The organism is Deltaproteobacteria bacterium, from assembly GCA_016709225.1.
GTDB lineage: Bacteria > Myxococcota_A > Polyangia > Nannocystales > Nannocystaceae > Xiheibacterium > Xiheibacterium phototrophicum.
The window spans coordinates 450,151-465,417 of the sequence record JADJEE010000012.1 but is presented as its reverse complement, the minus strand read 5'-3'; the positions used below and the strand labels follow the sequence as shown (position 1 = coordinate 465,417).

Annotated in this window: 9 protein-coding genes; 5 read left to right on the top strand and 4 right to left on the bottom strand. The window is 70.6% G+C overall.

The annotated features are described in order from the left end of the window. Positions 1 to 15: 15 nt before the first annotated feature. Positions 16 to 2,853 carry an MMPL family transporter gene (locus IPH07_26885; protein ID MBK6921051.1) on the top strand — a complete coding sequence of 946 codons (2,838 nt, stop codon included), beginning with the start codon at positions 16 to 18 and terminating at the stop codon, positions 2,851 to 2,853. On the opposite strand, the gene IPH07_26880 is transcribed toward IPH07_26885, so the two are convergent. Then, positions 2,812 to 5,247, bottom strand: a complete 2,436-nt coding sequence (locus IPH07_26880) for a TonB-dependent receptor (protein ID MBK6921050.1) — start codon at positions 5,245 to 5,247, stop codon at positions 2,812 to 2,814. The genes IPH07_26885 and IPH07_26880 overlap by 42 nt on opposite strands. A gap of 4 nt (positions 5,248 to 5,251) precedes the next feature. After that, positions 5,252 to 6,373 (bottom strand): hypothetical protein, encoded by a 1,122-nt coding sequence (locus IPH07_26875; protein MBK6921049.1) that lies wholly within the window; start codon positions 6,371 to 6,373, stop codon positions 5,252 to 5,254. A 145-nt stretch (positions 6,374 to 6,518) separates the two neighbouring features. Here IPH07_26875 and IPH07_26870 point away from each other — a divergent pair, with 145 nt between their 5' ends. Next, entirely contained in the window at positions 6,519 to 7,868 is a 1,350-nt protein-coding gene (locus tag IPH07_26870) for a DUF4215 domain-containing protein (protein ID MBK6921048.1), read from the top strand. A 44-nt stretch (positions 7,869 to 7,912) separates the two neighbouring features. Here the strand turns inward: IPH07_26870 and IPH07_26865 are convergent, their stop codons facing one another. Continuing rightward, the gene (locus IPH07_26865) at positions 7,913 to 9,271 is read right to left on the bottom strand and encodes a hypothetical protein (protein ID MBK6921047.1); all 1,359 of its coding nucleotides are present in this window, start codon (positions 9,269 to 9,271) and stop codon (positions 7,913 to 7,915) included. A gap of 151 nt (positions 9,272 to 9,422) precedes the next feature. Between IPH07_26865 and icd the strand changes: the two genes are divergently transcribed. The 3 genes from icd to IPH07_26850 all read left to right on the top strand — a co-directional run bounded on the left by icd (position 9,423) and on the right by IPH07_26850 (position 14,465). Next, complete coding sequence (icd, locus tag IPH07_26860) at positions 9,423 to 10,679, top strand: NADP-dependent isocitrate dehydrogenase (GenBank protein ID MBK6921046.1); 1,257 nt, start codon at positions 9,423 to 9,425, stop codon at positions 10,677 to 10,679. A gap of 104 nt (positions 10,680 to 10,783) precedes the next feature. Beyond that, positions 10,784 to 13,705: a serine/threonine protein kinase gene (locus tag IPH07_26855; protein MBK6921045.1), complete on the top strand. Its 2,922-nt coding sequence runs from the start codon at positions 10,784 to 10,786 to the stop codon at positions 13,703 to 13,705. A 52-nt stretch (positions 13,706 to 13,757) separates the two neighbouring features. Beyond that, positions 13,758 to 14,465 carry a sterol desaturase family protein gene (locus tag IPH07_26850; GenBank protein ID MBK6921044.1) on the top strand — a complete coding sequence of 236 codons (708 nt, stop codon included), beginning with the start codon at positions 13,758 to 13,760 and terminating at the stop codon, positions 14,463 to 14,465. 9 nt (positions 14,466 to 14,474) lie between these two features. Here the strand turns inward: IPH07_26850 and IPH07_26845 are convergent, their stop codons facing one another. Then, positions 14,475 to 15,248: a hypothetical protein gene (locus IPH07_26845; GenBank protein MBK6921043.1), complete on the bottom strand. Its 774-nt coding sequence runs from the start codon at positions 15,246 to 15,248 to the stop codon at positions 14,475 to 14,477. Positions 15,249 to 15,267: the final 19 nt, after the last annotated feature.

Below are 15,267 nucleotides of genomic sequence, written 5' to 3'. Positions count from 1 at the left end.
CCCTCCGTCGTCCCCGTGGCCCTGCGCGACGAGCTCGTTCGACCCCAGGGCGTGTCCGAGAAGGGCATGCGGATGGCGGCTACGGTCGCCGCGTGGATCGAGCGTCGGGCCGGCTCGATCGTGGTCGCGTTCCTGCTGGTGGCGCTCGCCAGCGGCTGGCTGACCACCCGCCTGCGGATCGACCAGGAGCTGCGGCGCCTGCTGCCCGACGACTTCCCCAGCGTGGTGGGCATCGACCGGCTGTCCGACGAGATCGGCAACCAGTCGGACATGTACATCACGATCCGCAGCCCGTCGCGCGACGCGAACATCGCCTTCGGCGACGCGATCGCGGCGCGGGTCGCCGAGCATCCCGACCTGCGTCACGTCATCTTCCACCGCGACCGCGCGTTCTTCGAGCACAACGCGCTGCTCTACGCCGACATCACCGACGTGCTCGATCTGCGGCGCCGCGTCATCGAGCGCATCCGCGACGAGGTCCGCAAGCAGGCCTATGGCGACCTCAGCCTGCTGAGCGAGCGCGAGCGGCTGGCCGAGCAGGCCGGCGGGCAGGAGAAGCTCGAGCTCGACAAGCAGCAGCTCGAAGAGAAGTACGGCGTCGGTGAGTTCAAGGAGTACGACGAGGCCGACGAGGGCCGCATGATGGTCGTGCGCCTGCGACCGCGGCTGCCCCCGACCGACGTGAAGTTCGCGCGCGCGCTGCAGCTCGACCTGCAGCAACACGTCGACGCGCTCGCGCCGAGCTCGTTCGATCCCGAGATGAAGGTCAACTTCGACGGGCCCTACGCGCAGGTGACGGGCCGCGTGAAGACCTTCGAGCGCGAGATCATCGGCGGCAGCGCCGGCTCGCTGCTGGTGCTGGTGCTGTCGCTGGCGCTGTATTTTCGCAGCCTGCGCTCGATCGTGCTGGTGTTCGTGCCGCTGGTGGGCTCGGTGCTGATGTCGCTGGCCTTCGCCGCGCTCGCCTACGGCTTCCTCAACCTCGTCAGCGCGTTCATCTTCGCGATCCTGCTGGGCCTCGGCATCGACTTCAACATCGTGCTGCTCGCGCGCTTCCGCGACGAGCGGCAGCGGGGGCTGTCGCCGGTCGCCGCGATCGCGACCATGCTCGCGACCACCGGCCCGGCGTCGCTGTTCGGCGGCGCCAGCACGGCGCTCGGCTTCGGCGTGCTGGCGATGGCCGACTTCCAGGGCTTCGCGCAGTTCGGTGTGGTCGCCAACGTGGGCGTGTTCGCGGCCATCGCCGCGGCGATGATCGTGATGCCCGCGATCATCGTGCTGATGGACCGCGTGCGGCCTTGGCACATCAAGCCCCATCGCGCCGGCAAGACCCACATGCACATCGCCGGCACCGAGCCGCGCTGGCGGGTCGCCGCGCTGGCGGTGGTCGTGATTGCGCTGGGCTGGGCCGGCTGGTCGTTGTCGCACGCGCGCGACATCGAGTTCGAGTACGACTTCGACAAGCTCGGGCCCGAGAAGGCCGCGACCAACGAGAAGGTGCTGAACTACCGCGACGCGGTCGGCAAGAGCCGCACCGTCGCCCATGCGGTCGCGCTCGGTCGTGACGACCAGCAGGCCGCCGACATCTACCGGCAGATGGACGCGCTGCGGCACATCAGCGTCGAGGAGGCCGAGCACTTCGATGCGGCGCGCATGGCCGAGCCCGCGCCGAAGACGAAGCCGGCGGTCGAGCCCACGCCCGCCCGCACGGTGGCGCCGCCGAAGCCGGCGCCACCGCCCGCCGCACCCGCGAGCGACGATGGTGACGACTGGGACGCCGAGGAGTTCGACGACGAAGAGGAGTTCGAGGACGCCGACCTCGCCGATCCGAAGTTCGTGGCGATGGAGCAGGCCGCGGCCAAGCGGCCACGGCTCGCGCCCGAGGTGGTCGCGATGCTGCAGGCCTACGCGCCCGAGCGGCTGGCGACCATGGTCGATCGCCTCCACGACCTCACGTCGGTGTTCGTGTTCGTACCCGAGCAGCAGGCCGACAAGCTCGCGGTCATCGCCGACATCCGCGCGCGCATCGACGCCAAGCGCGGCGGCCTCAGCAAGCGCACGCGCGAAGAGATCGACGAGTGGTACCACTACCTCGAGGTCGACCGGCCGCTGACGATCGCCGATCTGCCCGAGTGGGTGAGGGCGCAGTTCACCGATGCCAGCGGCGCGATCGGTCGTTTCGTGGTGATCTGGACCCGCGGCTCGAAGACCGACTACCGCAACGTGCGTCGGATCTACGACGCGTTCGCGACCCTCGAGACGCCCCAGGGCGAGGTCGCGCTGGCGGCCGAGTTCTTCGTCATCCCCGAGGTCTACCAGGCCATCGTCGAGGACGGCCCGTGGGTGGTCGCGCTGTCGTTCGTGGTGATGCTGTGCACCTCGATTGCGACCTTCCGCGCGCTCTCGGCGGGCCTGGCCTCGGCCTTGATGGTGCCGATGGCGATCGCGTGGCTGCTGGGCGTGATGTACGTGCTCGGCTGGAAGCTCAACTTCTTCAACGTGATCGCGATGCCGCTGCTGGTCGGGCTGGGTGAGGACGCCGCGCTGCACGTGATCGCCCGGTATCGCGAGGACGGCATCGGCAGCCTCGCGCTGGTGATCGAGGAGACCGGCGGCGCGATCGCGATGACCGCCTGGACGACGATCTGTGGGTTCGGTGCGATCCTCTCGACCAATCACCGCGGCTTGCAGTCGCTGTCGCTGGTCTCGGTGGTCGGCGTGTTGATGACGTTCGTGGCGTGTGTGGTGGTGCTGCCGGCGTTGATCGTGCTGAAGGAGTGGTGGCTGCCGCGCAAGGGCGCTGAGCCCTCCTCACCAGTCGAACCGCACGCCGAGGCTCGGGAAGATCGGTAGCCCGAGGTTGCCGACCACGCTGCGGAAGTCTCGCGCGTAGACCAGCGCCTCCGTGTTCTCGTGGTTGTAGACGTTCTGCACGTCGACGTAGGCCGACCAGGTGGTGCGCTTGCGGATCCAGGTCTTGTCGAGTCGCACGTCGAGCTGGTGGAACACCGGGAAGCGGGCCGCGTTGGTGCCTCCGGGGAGGCCGAAGTAGCCGACCTCGGTCGCGATGGCGCCGACCACCGGGGTGTACGGTGAGCCCGAGACCAGGCGGAAGCGCGCGCCCAGGCGGAAGCGACGGGGCAGGGCGTAGCTGGCGAGCACGACCAGGTTGTGGCGCTGGTCGTAGTCGCTGGGCCGGCCGCCGCGCAGCCGCGACACCGCGAGCACGTCGGAGCGCATGACCGTGTAGCCGACCCACGCGTAGAGCTTGTCGGAGATGCGCTGCCGCACCAGCAACTCGCCGCCCAAGGTGACGGTCTTGCTCTCGCGCGTGTCGAGGATGGTCGGGCCGGGGTCGCCGCGGGCGAAGACCAGGCTCTGCGAGGTCAGCAGTCGACGCGTGAAGACGTTGGCGTCGACGCCGAGCCCGAAGCGGCTGGTCCAGCTGACGCCGAGGTTGGCGTGGACGGCCATCCACACGTTCACGATGTCGTCGAGATCGTCGAGGCCGATGCCGGGGTCGAGCGCCTCGGCGAGCACGGCCGGCAACGCGACGTTCTGCGAGAGGCCCAGGGTCGAGTCGAGCAGGCCGGTGCTGCCGGAGAACGACAGCGGATCGGCCTGCGAGTAGCGGCCGACGCCACCGCGCAACACCCAGCGCCGCCCGATCCGCCAGCGCGCGAGCAGGCGCGGGTCGACCGACCAGGCGCCATGCTGTCGCACGCCGGTGTCCTCCGGCGCCCGCCGGTGATAGCCCGCCACGCGCACGCCGGGCCACAGCGTGAGCTCGCCGAGCTCGAGCGTCATGTGGCCGTACAGGCCGAGCGTCGTCTCCACGCCCCGGAGCTCGCGGATCGTCGCCGAGCCGCCGATGCTGCCGTCGCTGATGCGTCGGCGCGAGCTGAACGGCGCGACCACGAGGTCGTTGCCCAACGTGATCGACACGCGCTCGCCGATGCGACGCTCGATCTCCGCGCGCCACGACGTGACGTACGTGCGGCGATAGCTGCGGAAGGTCTCGAAGCCCGCGTTGGCGACGTCGAACCGGAACGCGGGGCTCACCAGCGTGCGCCAGCGGCCGAAGCTGTGACGGTGGACCAGCTCGGCGCGATGAAAGTGATCACCCAGGGTATAGGCCTGACCGCGGTTGCCGAACTCGTCGAGGTAGCGGCCTTGCCAGCGATCCCCAGAGCCGATCACCCGCGCGGTGAAGTCGGCGCCGCTGCGCAGCGGCAGGTCGTACTGCGCCTGGTAGTCGAAGTAGCGCGGCAGCGCGAACACGGCGGTGGGGTCGACCTTTTCGGCCACGCGCAGCACCGCGTCGACGTAGCCACGCTGACCGCCGACGAGAAACGTGCCGCGTCCGAGCTTGCCCTCGACGTGGGCGCTGGCGGAGATGAGGTCGACCTTGCCGTGGCCGTGCACGCCGTCGCGCCGACCGCGTCGCGGCTGCAACAACACCACCCCGCCGGTGGCATTGCCGTAGCGGACCGCGAACGTGCTCGGCTGCACCTCGAGGCTGTCGATGACGTCGGCCTGCATCACGCTGGTGAAGCCGAGCACGTGGAACGCCCGCGGGATCGGGTGCTCACCGTAGAACACGCGCGACTGCGTCGGCGAGGCGCCGCGCAGCACCAGGAAGCCGACGCCACCGGGCGAGCGGCCGACCCCCGGCAGGCTCTGCACCGCGCGCAGCGGGTCGCCCTGCGTGCCCGGCATGGTCGCGATCTCTTCGCGCTCGAGCGCGCGGCCTGTCACCGGCTCGGCCGCGGTCGTGGCCGGCGCGCTCTGATTGACCACCGTGCGGTAGGGGTTGCCCTCGAGCGGACGCAGGAACACCGTCGTCACGGCGCGACCGGGACGCACCAGCTCGATCCGCTCGTGGCGCTCGAAGCCGTCGGCGAGCACGACGATGCGCACGCGCCCCGCTGGCACCGCCGGCAGCGCGTAGTGGCCGTCGGCGTCGGTCTGGGCCGCGAGCAGCCACGCCGGTTCGTCCTGCTCGCGCAGGTGCAGGCGCGGGGGCAGCTCGCCGGGCTTGCGCGCGCTCGGCTCGGGCACCACCAACACCCGCGCCGACGACAGCGGTGTGCGGTCGCCGGCCCGCCGCACGCGTCCGCGCACGGCCGTACACGCGGTGCCCTCGCTGCACGGGTCGGCCGCGAGCGCTTGGTGCGTCGTACCGACGACGAGGAGCGCGGTCACGAACGCCAGCGCGACGCGCAGCGACGCGCGCGGCGAGTGCACTGGCTCAGGGCGCCGCATCTCGCACGTCGAAGTCGAGCGAACCCACCGCGAGGCCCGAGCGGCCGTCCCACGCCACCACGTCGAGCCGCAGCGACGCGGGCTCCGACGGGGTACGGAAGCTGAACTCGGGTGACGACGCCGAGGTGACGCCGTCGAGTGGCATGTTGGCGAACCACCGCGCCTGCACGAACTGACGCAGGTCGATGGTGTTGCCCTCGGCGTCGACGGCCAACCACCGCTGGGCGTCGCGCGGGTCGGCGTCGAACGCGAGCGTGACGACCTGGCCGGTGGGCGCGGCAATCACATCGCCGACGTCGTGCAGGCCGTAGCCACCGGCGAGCGACGCGCCCATGTAGACCGCGAAGCGCTCGACCTCGGGGTTGAAGTCGGGCACCTGCAGCGCGAGCTCGGGGTGCTCGGCCAGCACGCCGGCCTGCTGCAGATCAGGCGAGAGCAGCGGTGCCAGCAGCCACCAGGGCCCCAGCGCGACCTGGTTGCTGGCCAGCACGCACTGCCGCAGGGACTCGTCGCGCTGGTCGGCGAAGTACGCTTCGACGCACGCGTCGGTGGTGGCCTCACCGGGCACGCCCGCGATCGCCACGACCCGCGGGGTCCGGACCAGCGCCAGGTCGGCGGCGTCGACCACCGTGGGCAGGGTCATTCGCACGTCGGCGCCGCGGCCCACCAGACAGCCGTCGAGCAGGGTCGCGAGGGTCCCATCGCAGGTGATGGGCGCGCCCGCGGGGACGAAGCTGCGGCAGCCCACGCAGACCCAGAACGCCGGATCGAGGGCGTCGTCGCCGAGCACCGACGTGGCGTCGGCCGCCAGCAGTGCGAACGACACGGTGTCACCCGGCAGCGCTTCGACGCGACGACGGTCGGCGGGCACCGGCAGCAACAGCGCGCTCGAGAGCTCGCCGGTCGCGACGACCTCGATGCGTACGCCGTAGCCACGCGCGTGCTCGTCGAGCACCCACGTCGGTGCGGGGACCTCGTAGCAGCCGACCGTGAGCATCATCGCTTGCGCGAGCACCACCGGCCCCACGCGTCGTACGCCCAGGCGCGCACGTCGTCGTTCGCCATGCGTGGCCTGCTCCCAGCCCATCATCCCTCGCGCACGATTCACCTTAGACTACTTCGGACTCGACCGCGGCGACAAACTCGGGCAGCGTGGTTGGCCTGGGATTTCACGCATGAGCTCCGAGCGACGCTGCACTGGGGGGCGAGGGCACGTCGGTGTTGCCGGCGCGCATCGAGTCGTGATGGGCGTGATGGGCATCTCGATGCTGTGGCTGGCGGCGTGCACCGGCAATCCGCTCGAAGATCCGACCGGCACGATCGGTAGCGCGAGCTCGGGGCCGGCCTCGAGCGGCAGCGGCAGCAGCGTCGGCGCGGTCGACAGCGGCGTCGTGGACGGCAGCAGCAGCGACAGCGGTGCTAGCGGCAGCTGTGGCAACGATGTCGTCGACGCCGGCGAGGCCTGCGACGATGGGCCCGGCAACGGCGGCGGCAACAGCTGTCGCGACGATTGCCAGTTCAACGTGTGCGGCGATGGCTACCTCGGCGCCAACGAGATGTGCGACGACGGCAACCTCGTCGACGGCGACGGCTGCAGCAGCAGCTGTGGTGGTGCGTCGTGCGGAGATGGTCAGGTCGATCCTGGCGAGGACTGCGACGACGGCAACGCCGATCCTTACGACAGCTGCACGCCGGCGTGCCAGAGCCCAGCGTGCGGCGACAACTTCGTCAACGGCGACGAGCAGTGCGACGGGCCCCCGAGCATCGGCTGCGCCGAGGTCTTCGGCGGCGGCATGTACAACTTCGGCACGCTGTCGTGCTCCGGCTGCGCGTTCGTGCTCGACGGCTGCAGCAACTGCGGCGACAACGCTGCCACCGGCATCGAGCCCTGCGACGGCAGCGATCTCGCCGGTGCAACGTGTGTCTCGCTCGGCCACGACTCTGGCGCACTGGCCTGTGTCGGCTGTGGCTTCGACGAGGGCGGCTGCGGCGACTGTGGCAACGGCATCCGCGACGGCGGTGAGGTCTGCGATGGCGCCGACATCGGCGGGGCCACCTGCGGCACCGGCAGCGGCACGCCGACCTGCAACGCCAGCTGTCAGCTCGATCTCTCGGGCTGCGACTACTGCGGCAACGGCATGCTCGACGGCAGCGAGCAGTGCGACACCACCAACGTCCCGGGCACCTGCAACATGCAGGGCTTCGATGGCGGCACGCTCGGCTGCGCCGACGACTGCACCTTCGACACCACCATGTGCTGTGGCAACGAGGTCACCGACACCTGCACGGGCGCCGCGCAGTGCTGCGGCACGCTCACGTGCGAGGGCGGACAGTGCTGCACCCAGACGCTCGGTGAGACGTGCGCCAACAACGGCGACTGCTGCGGGGTGCTGAACTGCGAGCTGGGGCCGAACGTGTGCTGCACGAACGACGTCGGCATCGGCACCGAGTGCACCAGCGACGACGAGTGTTGCGGCACCAACCGCGAGTGCGACAACCAGACCGGGCTGTGTTGTCGGGTCGCCGACCAGGCCTGCAGCGCCAACGAACAGTGCTGCTCGGGCATGTGCTCGAGCAACGTCTGCGTCGGCAACGACACCTGAAGGAGCACCCGCGATGTCGGCGGCGGCGGGCGGCCGCCGACACGTCAGCCCTCGGGGTTGGTGACGTTCTTGAGGCCCCAGCCGGTCATGTCGCTGTAGGTGTACGGGCTCGTGAGCCCGGTGAACGTGTCGAAGGCGTGGGAGTCCTTGTCGATGCGGAACGCCGAGGTGCCCTGGTCGACGACCCACACATAGCCGAAGAAGTCGATGCTCACGCCCTTGGCCAGCTGCGACGGCAGCGGGATCATGTCGACCACCATCATGGTGTCGCGGTCGATGCCGTAGACGCCCTCCCAGTCCCATGGATAGTGGGCCATCCACATGATGCCGTCGGCGTCCTCCTGGATGCCCAGGCCGGTGATTTCGGTGTTGGTGTCGAAGCTCTCGGTGACCGGATCGAAGCGCGAGACGCCGCCGGCGTAGCCGGCGATCCACGGCCGACCGAGCGTGTCGACCGCGAAGCCGTAGGGCGAGATCGATGGCGTCATCCAGACGTCGTAGGTGAAGGTCACGTGGTCGACGCGCACCAGCTCCTGCACCGGGCCGTCGTTGCCGGAGTCGACGAACCAGTAGTCGCCGTTGGGATCGAACGCCGCGCCGTAGGGGCCGAACGATCCGATCTGGATCTCCGGCATCGCGATCTCCTCTTCGATCACGCCGGTGTCGCCGTCGATGACGGTGGTGACGACCGAGCCGGAGATGCCGGCCTGCGCGCCCGTGGTCCACACCTTCTCGTCGTGGTACGAGCAGCTCGGCTCGTCGAACACGCCGGGTGACCACGCGATCGGACGCTGGGTGGAGTACGCCATCGGCACGTGCCACGCGACGCACTCCTCGAGGTCCCACGCCAGCACGTCGCCGCCGCCGCTCGAGGTCTGGATGCCGGGCATGCCGTTGTCGTCGACGCAGTCGTCGAGGTTGGCGTAGACCTTGGTCACGCCGCCATTGCGGTTGGCGATCGCGACGTCGCCCGAGAGGCTGACCGACGTGCGGGAGGGGTTGCCGTTGCCGGGGTGCACCAGGTAGCGGCCCTCCTCGACGAGGGTCTGCGTGTTGATCTTGGAGACCGCGTTCTGTCCGCTGTCGGCGACCCAGATGTACGAGAAGTCGGTGCCGCCACCTTTGCCGTCGCCGCAGCTCACCGCCATGTCGCCAGCGTTGCCGCCGACGTCGAACTTCGGTGCCTCGCCGGTGCTGTCGGCGACGCCCGTGGTGTCGGTCGCGGCGGTGCTGCCGGTCGCGCTGGCATCGTCGGCGGTGGTGGCCGAGGTGGTGGCCGTCGTGCTCGCCGTCGTCGAGGGCAATCCGGTGTCGGTGCCGTCACCGTCGGCCCGCGAGCCGCCGCCGCCGCAGCCACCGACCATCACGCATGCCGCCGTCAGCTCCGCCCATCGCCATCGCATGGCTGCCATCGTAGCGCCGCTGCAGCGCCCTTGGGCCAAAGTCGCGGGGACGTGCGCCTGGCGCACCGGCGGCCAGGCTGGCGCCCGGCGCGAGCGCTTTGGTATACCCCGGCCGCTGGCCCAAGGACCGCCCGCTTCGCGAGGAGGCGGCATGCGCCCTGGCCGGTCACGGAGAAGCGACATGGGCAATGCGATTTCGATGACCTCCGCCGGGCTCTCGGTGCCCGATGATCCGATCATTCCGTTCGTCGAGGGCGATGGCATCGGTCCCGACATCTGGGCCGCGTCGGTGCGCGTGTTCGATGCCGCGGTCGCGAAGGCCTACGGCGGCAAGCGCAAGATCGAGTGGCTCGAGGTGCTGGCCGGCGAGAAGGCCCACACCAAGACCGGTGAGTGGCTGCCGAACGCGACCATGGACGCCTTCCGCAAGTACCTCGTGGGCATCAAGGGCCCGCTGACGACGCCGGTCGGTGGTGGCATCCGCTCGCTGAACGTCGCGCTGCGTCAGTCGCTCGACCTCTACGTGTGCCTGCGACCGGTCCGCCACTTCGCCGGCGTGCCCAGCCCGGTGAAGAAGCCCGAGGCGGTCGACATGGTCATCTTCCGCGAGAACACCGAGGACATCTACGCCGGCATCGAGTTCCAGGCCGGCACCGACGACTGCAAGACCTTCCTCGCGCTGATGAAGGAGCACTTCGGCTCGCGCTACGCGAAGATCCGCTTCCCCGAGACCAGCGGCATCGGCATCAAGCCGGTCTCGCAGGAGGGCACCGCCCGCCTGGTCCGCGCGGCGCTGCAGTACACCTTCGAGAACAAGCTGCCCAGCCTCACGCTCGTGCACAAGGGCAACATCATGAAGTACACCGAGGGTGGCTTCCGCGACTGGGGCTACGAGCTGGCCAAGACCGAGTACGGCGCGTCGGATCTCGACGGTGGCCCGTGGCAGATCATCCGCAAGGACGGTCACGAGGTCGTCGTCAAGGACTTCATCGCCGACGCGTTCCTGCAGCAGATCCTCACGCGACCCAACGAGTACTCGGTGATCGCGACCATGAACCTGAACGGCGACTACATCTCCGATGCGCTCGCGGCCCAGGTCGGCGGCATCGGCATCGCGCCGGGCGGCAACATCAACTACGTGACCGGCGCGGCCATCTTCGAGGCGACCCACGGCACCGCGCCGAAGTACGCCGGCCAGGACAAGGTCAACCCCGGCTCGGTGATCCTCTCGGGCGAGATGATGCTGCGCTACATGGGCTGGACCGAGGCCGCTGATCTCGTGATCAAGGGCATGGACGGCGCGATCGGAGCCAAGCAGGTCACCTACGACTTCCATCGCCTGATGGAGGGCGCCACGCTGCGCAAGTGCAGCGAGTTCGGCTCCGACGTCATCGCCCACATGGGGTGAACGTCGTCGACGTCACGGCTTGGACGTCACGCGAAGCCCGGCCGCGGGCGCCCCATCCGGGGGCGCGTGCGTGCCGGTTTTCGTGCATCCTCGTCCGTCGTAAGGTGACCACGGGGGATACCGACGAGCGTCCGCCCGACGGCGGCGAGCCGCGACGGCGATCGACCGACACGGCCTCGGGCCCGCGCATCGGTCACTACAGCATCATCGAGACCCTCGGCGAGGGCGGCATGGGGCGGGTCTACCTCGCCTACGATCCCAAGCTGCACCGCCGCGTCGCGATCAAGCTGCTGCGACCCGATCGCCCCGACGAGCCGTCGCACTCCTCGGCGCGACTGCTGCGCGAGGCGCAGGCGCTGGCCCAGGTCTCGCACCCCAACCTCGTGCACGTCTACGAGGTCGGCGAGCAGGCCGGCCAGGTGTTCGTGGTGATGGAGTACATCCGCGGTCGCACGCTCACGCGGTGGTTGGCCGAGGCGCGGCGACCGTGGCGGGAGATCGTCGGGGTCCTGGCCGGCGCCGGTCGAGCGTTGGCCGCGGCCCACCGCGCGCGCATCGTCCACCGCGACTTCAAGCCCGCCAACGTGATCATCGATCGTGACGGGGTCGCGCGGGTGGTGGACTTCGGCATCGCGGTGTTCGGCGGGCCGGCCGATCCGGTCGAGGGTGTCGACGGCGCGGGTGTCATCGATCGCTCGGGGGTGATCGAGCGCTCGGCGATCATCGAGCGCGCGGGGCTCGAGCGCTCGGGGGTGATCGAGCGCTCGACCGCGATCAGCGAGACCAAGGTGCGGGCGCGGGACGCCGCACTGTCGATGCACGTCACCGACGGTGGCTCGGTGATGGGCACGCCGCCGTACATGGCGCCCGAGCAACATGCGGGGCACCGGGCCGACGCGCGCAGCGATCAGTTCAGCTTCGCGGTGACGCTGTTCGAGGCGCTCTACCAAGTCAGGCCGTTCCCCGACGGCTACGAGGAGATGCTCGCGGCCAAGCGCGCCGGCGAGGTGCGCTTTCCAGGCGAGAACGCGGTGCCCGGCCGCGTGCGGGCGGCGCTCAAGCGCGCGCTGCTGCCCGATCCCGCCGCGCGCTACCCCTCGATGGCCGAGCTGCTGACCGCGCTCGAGGTGCCGCGCCGGGCGCTGTGGCTGGCCGGCGGTGGCGTGCTCGCGGTGGCGGTGCTGGGCATCGCGGCGTTGCCGAGGGGCCGCGCCGGTGCCGTCGATTGTGGCGAACCACCGGCGGCCGCCACCGTCGCGTGGAGCGACGCGCGTCGACAGGCGGTCGTCACCGCCTTCGGCGCGGTCGGCCACAGCTTCGCCGACGCGAGCTTGCGGACCGTGCAGGACACCCTCGATCGCTACCACGAGGACTGGATCGCGATGTGGCGATCGAGCTGCACGGCGACCCACATCGAGGCTACGCAGTCGCAGGCGCTGTTCGACCTGCGCATGTCGTGTCTCGAGCGACGGCTCGACGGCATGAACGCAGTGATCGACGTGCTCGCAGCCGCCGACACCCGCGTGGTGGAGCGCGCGGTGCTGACGGTCGCGAACCTCACGCCCGTCGCGGTGTGCAGCGACGAGGAGCGCCTGCGCGACGAGCTGCAGCTGCCCGACGATCCGCGCACGCGCGCGCGCGTCGACGAGCTGCGCCGGGCGCTCGCGCAGGTCGGGGCGCAGGTCGAGTCCGGGCGCTACGATGCCGCGCGCACGCGCGCCGCCGAGCTGGCCGCGCAGGCGGAGGAGCTCGGCTACCAGCCGCTCGTCGCCGAGGCCCAGCTGGCGCTCGGCGACGCCATCGACGACGACCCCAAGCGCGCCGAGGCGGCCTACCGCGCGGCCATCCACGCCGCGACCGTGGGCCGGCACGACCTCATCGCGGCGCGGGCGTGGAATGCGTTGGTGCAGAACGTCGGCGTGCGGCAGGCACGGCTCGACGAGGCGACCTCGCTCGCGACCGGGGCCGAGGCCGCGGTCGCGCGCGCGGATGTCGACGGCGGCATGACGGCGACCCTGGCCGCATGCCTGGGCTCGATCGCCAGCGCCCGCGGCGACTACGACGGTGCCATCGAGCAGTACCGCCGCGCCCAGCGACTGGTGATCATCGCGTACGGCGAGGACGACCCGCGCCTGCGGACCTTCGTGAACAACCTCGGCGTCGTGCTGCTGCAGCAGGGCAAGTGGGACGACGCGTTGCAGCAGTTCGAGCGCGCGCTCACACTCGGCGAGCGCACGCTCGGCGCCGAGCACCCGTACCTGGCCGACTACGTGATGAACATCGGCAACGTCCACCTCGAGCGCCACGACGGACGCAGCGCGAGGCCGGCGCTCGAACGCGCGCTGGCGATCCTCGGCCGCGATCCCGAGTCGAACCGACGACGCATCGCGATCGTCCACGCCAACCTCGCCCAGGCGCTGCTGCTCGACGATCGCATCGCCGAGGCCGCGACCGCGGCCGCTGCGGCCGAGCCCGAGCTGGTGGCGGTGGTCGGGCCCGGGCATCCGCATGTCTTCGGGGTCGCCGACATCAAGGGCCTCGTCGCCCTGCGCCAGCGCGACTGGGCCGTCGCGACCGCCGAGTTTGCCCGCGCGCGCGAGGGCGTCGATGCGGCGCTCGGCTCGCGGCACCCGCTCGCTGCGGTGGTGCGCATGCACGAGGGTGAGCTGTGGCTCTCGCGGGCCGATCTCGACCAGGCCGCGACACGTCTCGAGCAGGCCGAGGCGGTGCTTCGCGACGACCCCGGGCCCACGCACCCCGATCATGCCGCTGCGATCGCGCTGCTGGCCGAGGTCCGCTACGAGCGGGGCCAGGGCGGGCAGCAGCCGGTGCTCGAGGCGGCACTGGCGGTGATGCGCCCGCTCGATCACCACGCCCGGGGCCGCGCCAGCTTTGCGCTCGCGCGCATGCAGTGGGCATCGAGCCCGAGCGCGGCGCTCGTGCACGCCCGTGCGGCGTCGGCCGAGCTGCCGCCCGACGATCCGCTGCTGCTCGAGGTGCGGCGCTGGATCGACGGCCACGCGTGACGTCGCCCTCGACTTGCGCGCGCACCAGGCCCGCGCCAGGATCGCGGTCACGATGTCCGAGCGCTGGTGGTTCACGTTGGTGGTGTGGGGCGCCCACGAGCTGGCGTTCTTCGCGACCTGGGCGGCGTTCGGGCTGATGTTCCGCCGCGGCTTCGCCCGCCGCTTCCAGGTCGCCGAGGGCAAGGCGCCGCCCGATGAGCTCTCGCGCAAGGCCGTGCTCGAGGTGCTGCGCGGACACGTGCTGCTGCTGCCGGTGACGGCGTTCGCGATCTACCCCGCGTGGGCGGCGATGGGCGGCCACCACGGCACGCCGCTACCGGGGCTGCTCGAGATCGCGTGGCAGCTGCTGGCGTTCATCGTGCTGCAGGACACGCTCTTCTATTGGAGTCACCGGCTGCTGCACCGCCCGGCGTGGTTCCGTGCGATCCACGTGCAGCACCACACCTTCCGTCACGTGCGCGGCCACGCCTCCGAGTACGCGCACCCGGTCGAGGTCGCCGCCAACCTCGTCTCGTTCATGTTGCCGCCGGTGCTGTTCGGCGCGCACCTCTTCACCTTCGGCCTGTGGGTGCTCGTGCGGGTCTACGAGACCGTCGAGGCCCACAGTGGCTACGCGTTCACGCGCGTGGCCAGTCGCCACGCGTTCCACCACCTGTACGCCGCCAAGGGCTGCCTCGGCTCGTTCTTCGGCATCTGGGATCGGTTGATGGGCACCGATCGTCAGTGGCGCGAGTGGCAGGCCAAGCAGACCCACCGCTGACGCCGCCCCTCACAGCGGGCCGATGAGCTGCGCCCATAGCTCGAGCGCGACCAAGATTGCCATGCAGGTCGCGAGCGACTCGATCACGATCTGCGACACCGGCGTGTCGCGCCGGATCCGCCGCGCCATCGGCAGGCCGATCACGAAGTACACGGCGTACCCGAACGAGCCCACCGCGAGCATGCGCTGGCGCTGGCCGTACTCGAACAGATCGCGCAGCAGCTCGGTGGCCATGAAGAAGGTCTCGGCAAACGCAATCGCGTAGGCCAGCCCCAGCACCACCAGCGCGCGACCCAACCGCCCCAGCCGCAGCCGCGTGACGAGCGTGCGCTCGGCGACCAGCAGCACCACGAAGTACGTCATGAAGTACGCGTGGGTCAGCGGGTACATGAACACCGGCACGCGCTGCCCGCTGTGACCGAGCCCGACCGCCTCGAAGGTCCAGCGCGCACCGAAGGCGTAGCGCATGCCCATGAAGTCGAAGAAGTAGTGGGTGCCGAAGTAGGTGCCGAACGCGACCACGATCGCGACCCACAGGTTCAACTTGAACCACCACGACTGCCACGCCGGGCGGTCGCGATCGGGCCGGCCACGGACCAGCAGCGGGCCGATCGCGGCCGGGGCCGCGGTCGCGCAGCCGAACGCGAGGTAGTGCGCGTCGTCCCAGGTCCGTAGCACGCCCGTGAGCACCACCCACGCGACCGCGAGGATCCACAGCGGCGAGATCGACAGCAGGAAGCGCTCGGCCCACGCCTGCTCGCGCTCGTCGGACAGCACGATCACGCGCGCCAGTCTGCCTGCG

Coding starts and splice junctions, on each gene's coding strand:
- icd (MBK6921046.1), top strand. CDS start 9,423: ATGCGCCCTGGCCGGTCACGGAGAAGCGACATGGGCAATGCGATTTCG.
- IPH07_26870 (MBK6921048.1), top strand. CDS start 6,519: ATGGGCATCTCGATGCTGTGGCTGGCGGCGTGCACCGGCAATCCGCTC.
- IPH07_26865 (MBK6921047.1), bottom strand. CDS start 9,271: ATGCGATGGCGATGGGCGGAGCTGACGGCGGCATGCGTGATGGTCGGT.
- IPH07_26850 (MBK6921044.1), top strand. CDS start 13,758: ATGTCCGAGCGCTGGTGGTTCACGTTGGTGGTGTGGGGCGCCCACGAG.